The organism is Streptomyces sp. HNM0645 (genome assembly GCF_030056615.1).
GTDB lineage: Bacteria > Actinomycetota > Actinomycetes > Streptomycetales > Streptomycetaceae > Streptomyces > Streptomyces marianii.
Genome location: NZ_JASHLT010000009.1, coordinates 151,135 through 166,476, shown reverse-complemented (window position 1 = coordinate 166,476; position 15,342 = coordinate 151,135). Strand labels below are relative to the sequence as shown.

Genomic DNA, 15,342 nt, shown 5'->3' with positions numbered 1-15,342 from the left:
GTCGCCTTCGCCCAGGCGAACGGCGCCTGCCCCAACGGCTTCCGGGCCATTCCGCAGCTCGTGCAGCGCATCGTCTACGACGTGCCGCCGCCGGTCTTCGACGGGGAGAACCCGAGCGTCTTCGCGGTCGACTCCTTCCCGGAGCAGCTGCACAAGCCCATCACCGACCACGGCGACTTCATCAACGTCTTCGACGAGAACCTGATGGAGGAGCTGGTGAGCTGCATCAACGAGGGCCGCGAGTGCGGTCCGGGCGGTGCGGGCGCACCTCCCGCCGACGGCGGTGACAACGGCGGCGGTGACAACGGCGGCGGTGACAACGGTGACGGCAACGGCGGTGACGCCGGCAACGGGGAGAACCCCGCTGACCCGGCCCCGCCGAACGACGGTGCGACGGGCGGTCAGGACGCTCCCGACGCACCCGGCAAGCCTCAGAACCCCGGCGGGGACACCCCGCCCGCCGACGGTGGAGCGGGCGGTCAGGACGCACCCGCTGCACCCGGCGGGGACGACAAGCCCGGCGCTGCCGCGGGTGCCGGTCAGGACGGTGCCGGTCAGGACGGTGCCGGTCAGGACGGCGCCGGGGCCGGCGACGACGGTTCAGGGGAGCCGAACGTCCCGCAGGGCGGCGGTGACGAGAAGGACCCCGAAGTCCTCGCCGGTTCGTCCGCCGGTTCGAACGGCTCGTCGCAGGCCGCCGGTGCGGGCGACGGCAAACCCACCGCCACCGCCGAGGCCACGAAGGACGCGGGGGAGAACGATCCCGAGCCCAACGGCGGCGGTCGGCCCGTGGCCGCGGGACAGGGCGGCGGGCTCGCCGAGACGGGTGCCCAGCTCTGGCCGTCGGCGGCCGGAGGTGTGCTGCTCGTCGCGGGAGTCCTGCTGCTCCGTACGCGTCGTCCGCAGCGCGCGGCCGCACGCCGTCACTGACGCGGCCCCGCACATCGGTCCTGGCCGGTCCCGTCGACACGGGGCCGGCCAGGTCGTTGCGGGCGCCCGCGCCCCGCGCCCCGCGGCCCCCGGCCCCGTCCCGTCGGACGGGGGACGGCGGGCTCAGCGCAGGGGACAAGCAGCCGCCGGCACCGGATTGTTCGACGTGACGGTGAACAGTCCGCCGTCGGGGTCGAAGAGGGTGACCCAGTCCTCCGCCGCTGCCGGTCGGGCCGGTGCGGCGATCCGACCGCCGAGGCCGACTGCCGTACGGACGGCGGAGTCCACGTCGGGCACGTAGAAGTACACGTGCCAGCGGGGGCGGATGTGCGGATCGGGGGCCTCGCCGGCCGCCCCGCCGGTGATCCGGGCGACCACGTCCCCCTGGTGGCGGAGGACGACGTGGTCTTCCTCGTAGGCGACTTGGCAGCAACCGGGCTGTGCGCAGGCCCAGTCCAGTACCTCGGCGTAGAAGATCGCCGCTTCGAAGGCGTCGCGGGTCCGCAGTTCCAGCCAGGCCGGGGCCTTGTCGGTCCCCATGCTCCAGTCGGGGATGGCCTTGCCCTGCCAGATGCCGAACACGGCGCCGTCGCGGTCCGCGGCCAGCGCCGCCCGGCCGGTGCCGAAGCTGAGCGGGCCCACGGCCACCGTGGCACTGCGCTCGTTTATGCGGGCCGCGGTCGCGTCCGCGTCGTCCACCGCGAAGTACGGCGTCCACGCCACGGCGACCGCGAGGCTGTCCGCGAGCGCCCCGATACCGGCGACCGGAGTGCCGTCGAGGAAGCCGACGGAGAACTCCTCGCCCAGCCGTGTTGGACGGAACGCCCACCCGAGCACCTTCGAGTAGAACTCCTCCGCCGCCGGGAGGTCACGAGCCATGAGGCTCACCCAGCACGGAGCGCCGAACAGCGCATGACTTGACGTAGACACGACAGCCGCCCATCTCCACTTCGCGCGAGTCTGGACACGCGAGACTGGAGTTCTCACGCTACTCCGCTCGACCGGCCCGCGCCGGGCCGTGTCACCTCGAGTGACCGGGGCCCGCCGATCCGTGAGGAACCCGGGCTGCCGCGCCGCGGAGCCGGTGCGGTGTGCCGGGTACCGGCCGCTTGCCCACGCCGGGCGCGTGGGGCGCACCGGCACGGGTACCCGCCCGGATGAGCCGCGCCCGCTGAGGGCGCCCGGGCATGCGGACTCCCGGGCTTGCGGGGTCCCAGGTGAAGGTCCCGCGGGGACGTCCCGGATTCGACGTGCCTGAAGGACGGCACGGCACGGATCCGGGCCCCGGAACCGGGGTCTGCATCCGGAGCGAGGACGTCGACGAGGTGGTCCAGGCACTGCGGGACGGCGGTGCGGAGATCGTCCCCGCGCCGGAGGACTGGCTGGTCAAGGCCGATCGGGCGATGAGGACACCGACGGGCGATCGACCGTTCTCCACGTCGACGGCACCGAGGTCGATGTCGCCGGTGCGAAGGGTCGGCTGGGCCCAGGTCGCGCTCGTCGCAGTCTGCGCGATCGTCCTGCTGGTGGCGGCGTTCTTCCTGGCGTACGCGCTCGTCCTGATGCTGTGAGCGGCCCGGACCACGGCCGGTGCGTCCCGCCCGCGTCCCGCCGCCCGTCCGGCTCGGCGTACCGACTGCCCTGCCATGACTGAGGGTTGGGATAGGGGGTACCCGCCGTACCCATCCGTGAAGTCCTGCCGAAGGGGAGGGAAGATGGCGGTTCCCAAGACGGCGATGCTCGCCCTCGACTGCGCCGAGCCGGAGACGCTCGCCGAGTTCTACGCGGCGCTGCTCGGCGCCGAGGTGCGGAGGACGTCCGACCCGGATCTCTTCGAGGTCGTCGGCCAGGACGGTACCGTACTGGGGTTCCAGCGCGACCATGGACTGACGCCCCCGAGCTGGCCCCGCCCGGAGGACGCCCAGCAGGCCCATCTGCTGGTCCTGCTGGGCCCGGGGGACCTGGACGAGGCGGAGCGGGAGGCCGTGAGCCTCGGGGCGACCCCGATGGACGTGGCCGGCCGGGGAACCCCGCGCGAGGCCCGGCTGCTGTCCGACCCGGCAGGCCACTCCTTCCTGCTGCGGGCCCGCGAGTAGCCCGGTCCCCGGTGGCGGGGCGGTAGCTCCGCCGGCACTGGGTACGTGTCGGGCGTGCCCGTTCGTGCGGCGGCCACCTCCCGCACGGCGCCGGACGAGAGGAGTCGTAGTCATGAGCACGGTGAGGGAATCCGTCGAGGTCGACGTTCCCGTCAGCACCGCCTACAACCAGTGGACGCAGTTCGAGGAGTTCCCGAACTTCATGGAGGGCGTCAAGGAGGTGAAGCAGCTCGACGACCGCCACAACCACTGGACCACCACGATCGGAGGCGTCCACCGGGAGTTCGACACCGAGATCGTCGACCAGCTCCCGGACGAGCGCATCACCTGGCGCACCACCGGCGGTGACACCAGGCAGAAGGGCACGGTCAGCTTCCAGCGCCTGGACGACACGCGCACCCGCGTGGAGCTGGTGATGGACGTCGAACCGACCGGAGCCGCCGAGAGGACCGCGGCCGTGACCGGACTGATCGACCGGCGGGTGAAGGACGACATGCGGCGTTTCAAGGACTTCATCGAGGGCCGGGGTGACGAGTCCGGGGCCTGGCGCGGACGTATCCGCCCCACCACCTGACCCGCCCCACCACCTGACCCGCCCACCCCGGCGCCCCGGTCGGGACTCCGGTCCTTCCCTCGGCCCGCAGCCGGTGCATCGAGCCGGTGAAGCCACGGGCCGGCTGTCCCGAGGCGACTGCCCGATCGGAAAGTCAGCGGCCCGCTCCTTCCCGTCGGCCGAGAAGCGAAGGCAGGCACAGTGGGTACACGTGGGACATGAGTGACACGGCGGCCGACCTTCGGGCGCCGGCGCTGCCGCAGCCGCGGGGCATGCTCTCCGAGGCGGTCATCGGCCGCCTCATCGGGGAAACGCCGCCTCCCGCGGCCCCGGTCGCCGCCGGGCCCGACCCGTACGGCGACGATCTTCAGCTCGCCCTCTGCCTCTGCTACGAGCTCCACTACCGAGGCTTCTCCGGGGTGGATCCCGCCCTGGAGTGGGATCCGGGCCTGCTCGGGGTGCGGCGCGCTCTGGAGGACCGGTTCCTTTCGGCCCTGCGGAGGGACGCCACCCGCCACGAGACGGTGGACGAGGCCGTGGCGGGGCTGTTGGTCGAGCCGGCCCAAGGCGCCTCGATATCGCACCATCTGCGGCGCGAGGGAGAACTGTGGCAGCTGAGGGAACTCGCGGCCCAGCGGTCCCTCTACCACCTCAAGGAGGCCGACCCGCACGCCTGGGTGCTGCCGAGGCTGTGGGGGCGGGCCAAGGCGGGGATGGCCGCCGTGGAGTTCGACGAGTACGGCGGCGGCCGGGCGGACCGGATCCATGCCCGGCTCTTCGCCGCCCTCATGGAGGACCTGGGGCTGGACACCGCGTACGGTCGCTGTGTCGACTCGGCGCCCGCGCCGATGCTCGCGACGGTGACCGTCATGTCGCTGTTCGGGCTGCACCGCGCGCTCCGAGGCTGTCTGGTCGGCCACTTCGCGACCGTCGAGATCACGTCCCCGCCGGCGTCGCGGCGGATGGCCGGGGCGGGGCCCCGGACGTCCGGGCGGGGCAGTGCGCGCGCGGCGACCGGGCGCCTCGGCGCCGGATGCCCCGGTGCCAAGTGCCCGGATGCCCGGACGGTCGGACCGGAGGCACCGCCTGCTCTCAGGCGGCCGGGCGGCACACGGTGCCCCGGTCGCCCCGCTCGATCTGCCGCTCGCCGGGCTCCTCCGGCGCGCCCCTGGCGGGCCCGAGCAGCGTCCGGAGCTCGTGCTCGCCGAGTCCGCCCCACACGCCGAACCGCTCACGGGTCTCCAGGGCGTGGCGCAGACAGGAGCTGCGCACCGGACACAGACCGCACACGCGCTTGGCCCTCCTCTCCCGTTCGTCCCGGGCCTCGCCGCGTTCGTTGGGCGGATGGAAGAACAGACTGCTGTCCTCGCCCCGGCAGGCGGCGCGCAGCTGCCAGTCCCAGTGGTGGTTCGCTGCGCCGGGCAGGCGCGACACATCCGTCATCGGACGTCCTCTCCCTCGGGTGTCGTCCCCGGGTACCCCGCGCCCGTCGCACCAAGCGGACGTGCGTGCTCCGTACCACGGCACCCCTCCCGGTCCTCGACCGATGCCGTCCCGCCGAGGTCGTCCCGCAGGTCGGCGCTCCGCCGCCGTGCCCCTGGCCGAACGCGACACGCCTGCTTCCCCGACCCGTCAACACGCCGCCCACGGGGTTCGGTTCGGCGGGCTCGTCCCCCGGATGGTCCCTGGGGGCAGGCGTCCGCGGTGACCGCCCGAGCCGGCGGTCCGGCGGCCGCCCGCCAGGCGGTCGAACCGGGGCTGCCCGAACGGCGATTGGCTCGGCAGCGGGGTCCGTCCTCGCTGAGGCGCCCCGCAGCGGGACGACGCCCCTGCCGGGCACGCCGGGGGTGTGTCGTGGGGCACGGACGGACCGAATGCCTCACCGCGGCGGAACAGGACACGCCGGGGCGGACGGGCGGACGGGCGGACGGGCCACGGGAGTTCGCCGTCCGAGTGCGGGGACCGACGCGGGACCGGGGCGCACGCGGGACCGGTGCCCGTCCGTACGGGGGCGGTCGGCGGACGAGGCGCGCCGCCACCCCGCCCCGGCGGGTCGGGACCGCTGCCGGGGCCGGGACGGCTACGGCCGGGGCTCAGCCCTCGACGACGCCCGACTTGGCGATGGTGATCTTCGCCTGGGTGGCACCGTTGCGCGACCCCAGGGACTCGATCCGCTTCACGACGTCCATGCCCTCGACGACCTCGCCGAACACGACGTGCTTGTTGTCCAGCCAGTCGGTGACGATGGTCGTGATGAAGAACTGCGAGCCGTTGGTGTTCGGGCCCGCGTTGGCCATGGACAGCTGACCGGGCTTGGTGTGCTTGATCTGGAAGTTCTCGTCGGCGAACTTGTCGCCGTAGATGCTCTTGCCGCCCGTGCCGTTGCCGGCCGTGAAGTCACCGCCCTGGAGCATGAAGTCGGGGATGACGCGGTGGAAGCCGGAGCCCTCGTAGCCGAAGCCGTGCTCGCCGGTGGCGAGCTCACGGAAGTTCCGCGCGGTCTTGGGGACCACGTCGTCGAACAGCGTGAAGGCGATCCGCCCGGCGGGCTCGTCGTTGATGGTGATGTCGAAGAAAACGTCGTTACTCATGGGGCCCATGCTGTCATCCGTGCTCGTGGGAGTTCACACCAGACCCCTCCGACCAGGTGCGTGTCCGCACCGGGGGCGACTCGTAGCGGTCCGTCACCACCTCGCCGCTCACCTGTTCGTATGCATCCGGAACCGAATACGGCGGAGCGGCCGCGCAGCCGGTCCGATCGGTTGCGCAGGGTCAGCATCAGGCGGATTCTGGACCTGACGAAGCCGGCGGGTGAGGGCGTCATGGACAACGCGAGAAAGGCGACCGAGGACGCCGACTTCCGCGGACCGCTCGACGTCACGAGTGCCGCCACGTTCGTGCTCGACGAGCGTGACGTCGTCATCGGCTGGAGCCAAGCGGCGCAGGATCTGCTCGGCTACCGGACCGACGAGATCATCGGACGGTCCGTCGCCGTTATCCTGGGGCCCGACGGCGTACCCGGTCCCGGCGCCGCACCGGAACGCCGGGCGGCAGCCGGCCGGGCCTCCGGTCCGGGCGGCAGCCCCCTGGTCCCGCCCTTTCCCGAGCACGACGTGCACGCCGCCGTCCACCGGGACGGCCACCGGATGCGGCTCGTGACCGCCGTCTGCCTGCTCTCCGGGACGGGGCAGGCGGAGCGCGTCGTCGTGGTGGCCGACCGCGACCGGCTCAGGGAATGGGAGTCCCGTCTCGCCATGCTCCAGGGGCTCGCCACCGAGTCGCCCCTGGGGTTCGCGATATACGACGTCGACCTCCGACTCGTCTGGTGCAACGCCGCCTCGGAGCGGGAGATCGGGCGCCCGCTCGCGGAGACCCGCGGCGAGCTCGCCGAGGAGCTCTACCCCAGAGGCAGGTTCGTCACCCCGGGTTACCCGGAGACGCTCCACGCGGTCATGCGTCAGGTGCTGGACACCGGTGAGCCGTTCCTCGACCTGCACTTCCGCGCGGAGCAGCCCAGCGATCCGGGCGAGGAACACCTCTGGTCCTGCTCCTACTACCGGCTGCAGGACGCGAACGGCCATGTGTTCGGTGTGTGCGAGGACGCCTTCGACATCTCCGACCGCTACGAGGCGCAGCGCCAGGTGAACCTGCTGGTCGAGGCCGGCCGCAGCGTCGGAACGACCCTGGACGTGCTCGTCACGGCCGGCGAACTCGCCGCGGTGGCCGTGCCGGAGTACGCCGACCGCGTGGACGTGGACCTGGCCCCCGCCGTACTGGAGGGCGAGATGCCGGGCGGTACGGGGGCCGGGGCGTCGGATCTGCTCCGCGCCGCCTCCCGTCCGGCGGGGGCTCCGGATTCCGGGGCCCCGGGCCCCGAACCCTCCGCCCACGCCACCGCCGACGGGCGGGCCGGTGGCACTCCGAAGGAACGGAGCAGCCTCCCGAGGCCGGTGAGGTACGCGGAGGGCTCGCCCCAGCACCGCAGCCTCGCCTCCGGCGGGCTCGTGCTGGAGGACGACACCCTGGTCGTTCCCCTGCGCGCCGGGGGAGGTGTGCTGGGGCTCGTCACGTTCGTGCGCGACGGTCGGCGGAGCTTCTTCGACCGCGGGGCCGTCGCCGTGGCGGACGAACTCGTCGCCCGCGCCGCCGTGTCCGTCGACAACGCCCGTCGCTACACCCGGGAGAGGGAGTCGGCACTGGCCCTCCAGCGGCAGCTCCTGCCCCAGCACCTCCCGTCGAACTCGGCAGTCGACCTGGCGTACCGCTATCTGCCCACGGACGACCTCAGCGGGGTCGGCGGCGACTGGTTCGACGTCATTCCGCTGTCCGGGACTCGCGTCGGCCTCGTCGTCGGCGACGTGGTGGGCCACGGCCTGCACGCGGCGGCCACCATGGGCCGGCTGCGCACGACCGTACGGGCGCTGGCGCCCCTGGACCTGTCGCCCGACGAACTCCTCAAACGGCTCGACGACCTCGTCGGGCAGTCGGCCCAGGACAGCGCCGACGCTCTCGGCGCGCTCACCGGCGACGAGGACGTCGCGGCCGGTGCCACCTGCCTGTACGCCGTCTACGACCCCGTGTCGCGGAGCTGCACCATGGCGCGCGCCGGGCACCTGCCGCCGGCGGTCGTCGAACCCGGGGGGCGCGTCAGCTTCCCCGACCTGCCGGCCGGACCTCCGCTGGGGCTCGGCGGGCTGCCCTTCGAGTGCCTGGAGATCGAGCTGCCCGTCGGCAGTCTGCTCGCGCTCTTCACGGACGGTCTGGTCGAGGCCCGCGACCGGGACATCGACAAGGGGCTGGAGACCCTGGCGCACGTCCTCGCAGGGGGCGCGGATCCCGCGGACTCCCTGGAGGACCTGTGCGACCGGGCCATCTCCGACCTGCTGCCCGACGGCACCACCAACGACGACACCGCGCTGCTGCTGGTGCGGACCCGGGAGCTGGACGACCGCAGGGTGGCCGTCTGGAGCCTGCCGGCGGAACCGGTCGCCGCGGGCCGCGCGCGCGAGTTCGTCGCGAACCGGCTGCGGTCCTGGGGGCTGGACGAACTGGTCTTCACCACCGAGCTGATCGCCAGCGAGCTGGTCACGAACGCGGTCAGATACGCCGAAGGGCCGCTGCACCTGAGGCTCATCCACGACCGCACCCTGGTGTGCGAGGTGACGGACGCCGGCCACACCGCGCCCCATCTCCGCCACAGTGCCGACGACGACGAGGGCGGGCGCGGACTGTTCATCGTCGCCCAGCTGGTCCAGCGCTGGGGCACGCGGTACAGCCAGGACGGCAAGGCCATCTGGACGGAGCAGGCCCTCCCGGTGCCCTCACGCCCGCGCCCCGGTGTCGGCGACTCGACCGGCCTCCCGGACGACCCGGTGCTGGCCCGCTCCTGACCCGCCGAACCTCTCCGCGTCGGGTTGCCCCCGCACCTGCCCTGGGCCGGCCAGTGTGCGCCCTGCCCGGATCCTCGTCGGACGGTCCCCGACTGCTCCGCCCTCACCCGGCCGCCCCGGCTCGCCCCGGCCGCCCCGCCCGGCTCCGCCGGGCCGCCCTCACCCCGCTCCGCCGCGACCCCCGCCGAGCAGGGATCCGAGCCCGTGACGGCGTTCCCCGAGGACGCGCTCGGAGGCCGCCGCCTCGGCCGCCGTGCCGAACGCCTCCGGAGCGCGGGCCGTCGAACGGCGAGCCGCGACCGCCGCGGCGGTGTCGGCGGCCACGAGCTCGGCGTTGATCGCCATGGCCGCCTGGGCTCCCGACGCCGCCGCCATGGCGACGCTCGCCATGAGGTCGGTGACGTTGCCCGCCACCCACACCCCCTCGGCGGCCGTCGCCCCCCGTGCGTCGGACTCCACGTAACGGCCCACGCCCATGGGGTGTTCGGCGGTCGTCACGCCGAGTCCGGCGAGCAGATCCCCGCGTGCCGCGAAGCTCGGGCCCACCGCCAGTGCCCGGACCGGCACCCGCCGGCCCGATGCCAGCCGCACCCCGCAGAGCCGGTCGTCCTCGACCGAGAGACCGGTCACCTCGCCGTCGACCACGGCGATGCCACGTGCCGCCAGCTGCTCCCACTGCTCCTCGGCCGGGTCTTCCGCGGTGTGGAGGAACAGGGTCACGTCCGGCGTCCACTGCCGGAACAGCAGCGCCTGGTGCACCGCCGCGGGACCGCTCGCCAGCACCCCGATCGGCTCGTCCCGCACCTCCCACCCGTGGCAGTACGGGCAGTGCAGCACATCCCGGCCCCAGCGCTCGCGCAGGCCCGGAACGCCCGGCAGCTCGTCGACCAGACCGGAGGCCACCAGCAGGTGCCTTGCCCGGTGGCCGCCGCCGCTCGCGGTCTCCACCACGAAGCGGCCGCCGTCCCGGCCGATGCCCGTCACCGTGTCCGACACGACCGTCCCGCCGTACCGGCCGACCTCCTCCCGCCCGGTCCGCACCAGCTCACCCGGGGGCATCCCCTCCCGGCCGAGGAGGCCGTGGACTCCGGCGGCGGGGGCGTTGCGCGGCTCCCCGGAGTCGACCACCAGCACGGTTCTCCTGGCCCGGGCCAGGGTCAGCGCGGCGGACAGCCCGGCGGCGCCGCCCCCCACGACCACGACGTCCAGTTCCGCGAGATCCCGCTCTTTCGTCTCGTTCATGGCGCCACCCTGCGACCCCTCCGGACGGCGAAGCAATGCTTCTTGCCGTTTCGGCAAAGGGGCCCCGCTGTCGCGATCCGTCTGACTCACTGCGGTACGAGCACGGCCACACCCGTGACCCTCCCGGCCGCCAGGTCTGCCAGCGCCCGGTCCGCCTGCCGCATCGGATAGCGCACGGCCCGCACGGCGAGGCGCACCCGCGCGGCCTCGGCGAGGAAGGCGCGGCCGTCTTCCCGGGTGTTGGCGGCGACGCTGCGCACGGTGCGCTCGTGGAACAGGTGCCGCTCGTAGTCGAGCGGCGGTACGTCGGTCAGGTGGATGCCGGCGATCGCCAGGGTCCCGCCCCGGTCCAGGGCCTCGAGCGCCTTCGGCACGAGGGTCCCGGCGGGGGCGAACAGGATCGCGGAGTCCAGGGGGCACGGAGGGGCGTCCGGCCGGGCGGACGCGGCGCCAAGCTCCAGCGCCAGCCGCCGCGCCTTCGGCGAACGGGTGACGACATGGACCTCGGCGCCCCGGGCCACGGCGAGCTGGGCGGTCAGATGGGCGGCGGCGCCGAAGCCGTAGACGCCTAGCCGCCCGCCATGCGGCAGCTCGGCGCGCTCCAGGGCCCGGTAGCCGATGATCCCGGCGCACAGCAGCGGGGCCGCGTCCTCGTCCGGCAGGCCCTCAGGCAGCTCGTACACGTACCGCGCGTCCACGACCGTGCGCCCGGCGAACCCCCCGTGGACGTCCCAGCCGGTGTAGCGCGAGGCGGGGCAGAGGTTCTCCCGCTCGGTCCGGCACCAGCGGCACCGTCCGCAGGTTCCCGCCAGCCAGGCCGCGCCCACCCGGTCACCGGGAGCGAATCCGCCGGCGGACGGGCCTGCGGCCAGCACCTCGCCGACGATCTCGTGGCCCGGAGTGCAACGTGGTCGCCGGGGCGGCAGGTCGCCCTCGGCGAGATGCAGGTCCGTACGGCAGACACCGCACGCGAGGACGCCGAGCAGCAACTCGCCGGGACCGGGTTCGGGGATCTCCCGCTCGACGCGGCGCAGCGGACCCGAGGCGATCGGCGCGGGGTGCTCGACCACCCAGGCGTGGGTCGTGCCTGAAGCCGGGAGTGCCGTCATCGCTCTCCTGCCGTACCGCTGGACCTCTCCTGCCGTACCGCCGGGACAGGACACATCGTATCGGCGGGCGGCGCGGCCGGACGGGTGGGGACGTCCGGCAGGCCCCGGCAACGGTTCTGTGGTTTATTCCTAGTGGCATCCCACTCGACGGTGACGCGTACGTATGACGGCGCCGCGACCGGGTAGCCAACGGCGCATAAGCCTCACGCAGTGAAGGAGGTCGCCATGAAGCGAGCCAGGCAGCACGGGAAGCCCGTTCCCAAGGCCGAGGAAGAGCTCGACAGGGAAATCATGGATGTCGCGCCGGAGATGACCGGGCGCCGCCGGGCACGCGGCGGTGCGGGGGACGTTCTCAGGACCAGGCGACAGGCCGGGGAAGGCGTGCCCACCGGCAGCCGGCTGCCGTAGACGGCCTTGTGGCGGCGGGCGTTCCGGCTCCGGCCGGAACGCCCGCCGTGGCGTCCCGGGGGTCGGCGGCTGGAGGCGCCGAGGGCGCGGCTCCCGCAGCGGTGGCGGGCCCGGTCGGCGCGCGCCGCGTGCCGCTCCCCCGACGGGCCGCGGTCGATCGCTCAGCGTGCCGGTTCGACGGCACACCGTTAATGTGATGGGAAGGTGCGTTCCGCGAACGCGGTCCGGGCCGTCGACGGGTCGACGTCCTTGATCAGCGCGGTCCTCAGATGCGACCCGGGCGTCCGGGAACCGTCTTGCGTGCACACCTCCTCCGAACGGCTGCCGCCGTTCCCGATCCGGCCCGCCCGCGGCCGTCGGAACTCCGCCGAATCGACAGGCAGGCAGGTGATCGCGTTGATCGGGTCGAGAAGAACGTCCGCGTACAAAGGCACCTCGTCAGAGGCGATCCTTCATCAGTACGACTTCCTGGGTGAGTTCTACCGGCTGACGCTCGGCCCCGAACTCGTGTACTCCTACGGCATGTGGGAGGACGGCGACACTCTCGAGTCGGCACAGCTCCGCAAGCTGGACCACCACGTGGAGGCGGCGCGGGCGGTGGGCGCCGGCCGCGTGCTCGACGTCGGCTGCGGCTGGGGCAGTCTCCTGCAGCGGTTGGTCGAGAACCACGGCGTCGGCCATGCCGTCGGGCTCACGATGAGCCCGGGCCAGGCGGCGTGGGTCCGCCAGAAAGGCTGGCCGAACTGCGAGATCCTGGCCGAGAACTGGTTCGACCACGAGCCGGACGCCCCCTACGACGCGATCATCGCGATCGAGGCGATCGAGCACTTCGCGGGCACGACCATGCTGCGGCGCAAGCGCGTGGCCAGTTACCGCACGTTCTTCGAGCGCTGTCACACCTGGCTGCGGCCCGGCGGGCGCGTCTCCCTCCAGGCCAATGCCTGGAACAGCGGCGGCTGGTTCACCTCCCTGGTGCTCCCGCCGCGCCGTCCCGCCGGGCACGAGGGGAACGGCGGCGGGCGGATCCGGACGGCTCTGAAGGACGTCCGGGACGGATTCGACAACGTCCGTGAGGGAATGCACGCCTCCCGCAAGGTCTTCCCCGAGGTGTTCCTCCCGACCCGGGGCGAGCTCACCGAGGCGGCCCGCGGCCTGTTCCGGATCCCGGAGGTGCGCAGCGACCCCGACGACGGTGTGAGGACCGTGGCGAGCTGGCTGGAGCGGGCGCAGGCCAACCGGGCCAGGGGCGCCGAGCTCATCGGGGAGGACGCGGTCGCCGACATCATCAGGGAGCAGCGCACCGCGCTGAAGTTCCTGCGCGAGCGCCGCTACACCGCGTTGCGGATGGTCTTCGAGAAGGTCTGAGCCCCGGACCGCACCCTCGTTTGCCGGTTCCGGTGCCTTGGATAGGGTGATTCCTGAGAAAATGCACCCGAAAGGCTGCACCGGTGCTGGGCGAGCAGCGCTCATCCGGAGTCGCCGGGGAGTTCCCGGTCCGCGCTGCGCACCCGCTCCCCGGGGTGAGGCGGTTGCGTGGACATTCACGAGCCGATCAGCAAGCTGCCCGACCAGCCCCTGGCAGTGGTCGGGTACGCGGGTGTGCTGCGCGAGCTGCTGCCGGTCGCGCTCTGGCGGACGGACGCGGGCGGACGCATCGTCGAGTGGTCGCTGGCGGCCCGGGACGTCCTCGGCCATTCGCCGGAGGACCTGCTCGGCCGCGACGCCAACCAGGTACTCGTCCCGGAGGGCAACCAGGAGCTGGCCGAGCAGCTCGCCCAGCGCGTTCTGGCCGGTGAGACGGTCGTCGGTACCCTCCCCGTTCGCCATCGAGACGGACACTTCGTGGCGATGGAGATGTGGATCTGCCCCGCGGCGGACCCGCAGGGCGAGACGGGAGTCATGGCGATCGCCGTCGAGACCTCCGCCGTCCTGCGCATGCGGGACTCACTGGCGGCCATGGAGGGCCTGTTCACCCAGTCGCCCATCGGGCTCGCGATGCTCGGCCCCGACCTGCGCTATCTGCGCGTCAACGAAGCGCTGGCCCGGATGAACGGCGTGCCCGCGGAAGGCCATCTCGGCAAGCGGCCCACCGAGGTCGTCCCCGGGGTCAACGTCGAGGTCCTCGAGTCGCTGATGCGGGAGGTCCTGCAGCGGGGCGAGGCGATGGTCGACGTACGGGGCGCCGGCCGTACCCCCGCCGAGCCCGATCGCGACCGCATGTGGTCCTGCTCCTTCGCCCCGCTCCTCGACATCACCGGGCGCCGGCTGGGGCTGATCGCCTCGCTGATCGACATCAGCGACCAGGAGGAGGCCCGGTCCCAGGCCCGCCGGGCCGAGGGGCGGTTCGCGCTGCTCGCGGACGCCGGCGCACGCATCGGCACCACCCTGGACCTGCGCCGGACCGCCGAAGAGGTGGTGCAGATGCTGGTGCCGGAGATCGCCGACTCGGCCGACGTCCAGCTGCTGGAGGAGGTCCTCGGCCCCGACGAGGCCACGGAGTCCAGCAAGGGCATGGTGCGCCGGATGGCGGCCGTGTTCCCCGAGGCGGACGCTCCCACCGAGGCTCTCGTCGCCGGCACCACCTACCAGGTCCCGCTCGGCTCGGTGTACGAGCGGGTCATCGCCGACGGCAGGCCCATGGACCTCTTCCGCAGCGATCTGCCGACGCTGTTCCCCGGCCCCGGGGGCGAGCGACTGCGCGGGTACTTCGGCGCCCGCATCCGCTCCGCGCGCCTGGTGCCGCTGGTCGCCCGGGGCAAGGCCCTCGGCGCCGTGGTGCTCACCCGTACCCGGGACCGCGAACCGTTCGACGAGCTGGACAAGGTGCTGATCGACGAGCTGGTCGCCCGGGCGGCGCTCAACATCGACAACGCGCGCATGTACACCGGCCAGCGGGAAGCGGCCCTCACCCTCCAGCGCAGCCTGTCGATCGCCGCGCTGCCGGAGGTGACCGGGCTGGAGCTCACCGGGCGCTATCTGCCCGCCAGCGACCACGAGGTCGGCGGCGACTGGTTCGACGTGATCGCCCTGCCCGACGGCAGGACCGGACTCGTCATCGGCGACGTGATGGGGCACGGCATCCACGCGGCGGCGGTCATGGGACAGCTGCGCACCGTGGTGCGGACGCTGGCACGGCACCACGTCCCCCCGGCCCGGATGCTCCACTCACTCGACGCCGCCGTGGCCGATCTCGGGGAGAACGAGATGGCCACGTGCGTGTACGCCGTCCACGACCCGGTGGCCGGGGACTGCCTGATCGCCCGGGCGGGCCATCCGCCCCCGGCCGTGGTCGCCCCGGACGGCGCGGTCGCCTTCCTCGACTGCTCTCCCGGTACGCCGCTGGGCACCGGCTGCGCGGAGTTCCGCACCGAGAGGGTGCCGCTGGCACCCGGCGCCCTGCTGGTGCTCTACACGGACGGGCTGATCGAGGCCCGCGGCAGGGACCTGGACGAGGGCATGCGGGAACTCGCCATGGCGCTGCGGTACCTCGACCTGCCCTTGGAGGACACCTGCGACCGTGTCCTCTCCCGGCTGCTGCCCTCGGCGCCACGCGACGACGTGGCGCTACTGCTGGCCAGACGCTCCCGGCGGCGGGCGGCGCGGTGACACCGGCG

At 73.4% G+C, this 15,342-nt stretch carries 12 protein-coding genes and 2 pseudogenes; 9 read left to right on the top strand and 5 right to left on the bottom strand.

The features are described from left to right. A pseudogene (locus QMZ92_RS08250) lies at window positions 1–930 on the top strand (DUF1996 domain-containing protein); the annotation flags it as partial. A 123-nt stretch (window positions 931–1,053) separates the two neighbouring features. On the opposite strand, the gene QMZ92_RS08245 reads toward QMZ92_RS08250, so the two are convergent. Beyond that, window positions 1,054–1,809, bottom strand: a complete 756-nt coding sequence (locus QMZ92_RS08245; RefSeq protein ID WP_283296572.1) for a VOC family protein — start codon at window positions 1,807–1,809, stop codon at window positions 1,054–1,056. Between the two features lie 371 nt (window positions 1,810–2,180). On the opposite strand from QMZ92_RS08245, the gene QMZ92_RS08240 reads away from it, so the two are divergent. The 4 genes and pseudogenes from QMZ92_RS08240 to QMZ92_RS36300 form a co-directional block, all read left to right on the top strand. Then, the gene (locus QMZ92_RS08240) at window positions 2,181–2,501 is read left to right on the top strand and encodes a DUF6480 family protein (protein WP_283296571.1); all 321 of its coding nucleotides are present in this window, start codon (window positions 2,181–2,183) and stop codon (window positions 2,499–2,501) included. A 144-nt stretch (window positions 2,502–2,645) separates the two neighbouring features. Then, the gene (locus QMZ92_RS08235) at window positions 2,646–3,026 is read left to right on the top strand and encodes a VOC family protein (protein WP_283296570.1); all 381 of its coding nucleotides are present in this window, start codon (window positions 2,646–2,648) and stop codon (window positions 3,024–3,026) included. A gap of 112 nt (window positions 3,027–3,138) precedes the next feature. Continuing rightward, on the top strand, window positions 3,139–3,600 hold the full coding sequence (locus tag QMZ92_RS08230; RefSeq protein ID WP_283296569.1) for an SRPBCC family protein: 462 nt from the start codon (window positions 3,139–3,141) through the stop codon (window positions 3,598–3,600). A 197-nt stretch (window positions 3,601–3,797) separates the two neighbouring features. Beyond that, window positions 3,798–4,535, top strand: a pseudogene (locus tag QMZ92_RS36300) (iron-containing redox enzyme family protein); the annotation flags it as partial. A gap of 136 nt (window positions 4,536–4,671) precedes the next feature. On the opposite strand, the gene QMZ92_RS08225 reads toward QMZ92_RS36300, so the two are convergent. Together QMZ92_RS08225 and QMZ92_RS08220 are read right to left on the bottom strand one after the other, a co-directional pair. After that, on the bottom strand, window positions 4,672–5,022 hold the full coding sequence (locus tag QMZ92_RS08225; protein ID WP_283296568.1) for a WhiB family transcriptional regulator: 351 nt from the start codon (window positions 5,020–5,022) through the stop codon (window positions 4,672–4,674). A 650-nt stretch (window positions 5,023–5,672) separates the two neighbouring features. Beyond that, window positions 5,673–6,170, bottom strand: a complete 498-nt coding sequence (locus tag QMZ92_RS08220; protein WP_283296567.1) for a peptidylprolyl isomerase — start codon at window positions 6,168–6,170, stop codon at window positions 5,673–5,675. Window positions 6,171–6,401: 231 nt separating this feature from the next. Between QMZ92_RS08220 and QMZ92_RS08215 the strand changes: the two genes are divergently transcribed. After that, window positions 6,402–8,969 (top strand): SpoIIE family protein phosphatase, encoded by a 2,568-nt coding sequence (locus QMZ92_RS08215; RefSeq protein ID WP_283296566.1) that lies wholly within the window; start codon window positions 6,402–6,404, stop codon window positions 8,967–8,969. Between the two features lie 159 nt (window positions 8,970–9,128). On the opposite strand, the gene QMZ92_RS08210 is transcribed toward QMZ92_RS08215, so the two are convergent. Both QMZ92_RS08210 and QMZ92_RS08205 read right to left on the bottom strand, forming a co-directional pair. Beyond that, window positions 9,129–10,211, bottom strand: coding sequence for an NAD(P)/FAD-dependent oxidoreductase (locus tag QMZ92_RS08210; RefSeq protein WP_283296565.1), 1,083 nt, complete (start codon window positions 10,209–10,211; stop codon window positions 9,129–9,131). Between the two features lie 86 nt (window positions 10,212–10,297). Next, complete coding sequence (locus QMZ92_RS08205; protein ID WP_283296564.1) at window positions 10,298–11,320, bottom strand: zinc-dependent alcohol dehydrogenase family protein; 1,023 nt, start codon at window positions 11,318–11,320, stop codon at window positions 10,298–10,300. A gap of 225 nt (window positions 11,321–11,545) precedes the next feature. Between QMZ92_RS08205 and QMZ92_RS08200 the strand changes: the two genes are divergently transcribed. From QMZ92_RS08200 to QMZ92_RS08190, 3 genes are all read left to right on the top strand, one after another. Continuing rightward, window positions 11,546–11,728, top strand: a complete 183-nt coding sequence (locus tag QMZ92_RS08200) for a hypothetical protein (protein WP_283296563.1) — start codon at window positions 11,546–11,548, stop codon at window positions 11,726–11,728. A gap of 387 nt (window positions 11,729–12,115) precedes the next feature. Further along, entirely contained in the window at window positions 12,116–13,093 is a 978-nt protein-coding gene (locus QMZ92_RS08195) for an SAM-dependent methyltransferase (protein ID WP_283296562.1), read from the top strand. A 168-nt stretch (window positions 13,094–13,261) separates the two neighbouring features. Next, a complete protein-coding gene (locus QMZ92_RS08190; RefSeq protein WP_283296561.1) occupies window positions 13,262–15,334 on the top strand; it encodes a SpoIIE family protein phosphatase in 2,073 nt (690 codons plus the stop codon). Window positions 15,335–15,342: the final 8 nt, after the last annotated feature.

Bases quoted from the DNA above. Each gene is read 5' to 3' on its own strand.
- QMZ92_RS08235 (WP_283296570.1), top strand. From the start codon at position 2,646: ATGGCGGTTCCCAAGACGGCGATGCTCGCCCTCGACTGCGCCGAGCCG.
- QMZ92_RS08200 (WP_283296563.1), top strand. From the start codon at position 11,546: ATGAAGCGAGCCAGGCAGCACGGGAAGCCCGTTCCCAAGGCCGAGGAA.
- QMZ92_RS08230 (WP_283296569.1), top strand. From the start codon at position 3,139: ATGAGCACGGTGAGGGAATCCGTCGAGGTCGACGTTCCCGTCAGCACC.
- QMZ92_RS08215 (WP_283296566.1), top strand. From the start codon at position 6,402: ATGGACAACGCGAGAAAGGCGACCGAGGACGCCGACTTCCGCGGACCG.
- QMZ92_RS08245 (WP_283296572.1), bottom strand. From the start codon at position 1,809: ATGGCTCGTGACCTCCCGGCGGCGGAGGAGTTCTACTCGAAGGTGCTC.
- QMZ92_RS08220 (WP_283296567.1), bottom strand. From the start codon at position 6,170: ATGAGTAACGACGTTTTCTTCGACATCACCATCAACGACGAGCCCGCC.
- QMZ92_RS08225 (WP_283296568.1), bottom strand. From the start codon at position 5,022: ATGACGGATGTGTCGCGCCTGCCCGGCGCAGCGAACCACCACTGGGAC.
- QMZ92_RS08205 (WP_283296564.1), bottom strand. From the start codon at position 11,320: ATGACGGCACTCCCGGCTTCAGGCACGACCCACGCCTGGGTGGTCGAG.
- QMZ92_RS08210 (WP_283296565.1), bottom strand. From the start codon at position 10,211: ATGAACGAGACGAAAGAGCGGGATCTCGCGGAACTGGACGTCGTGGTC.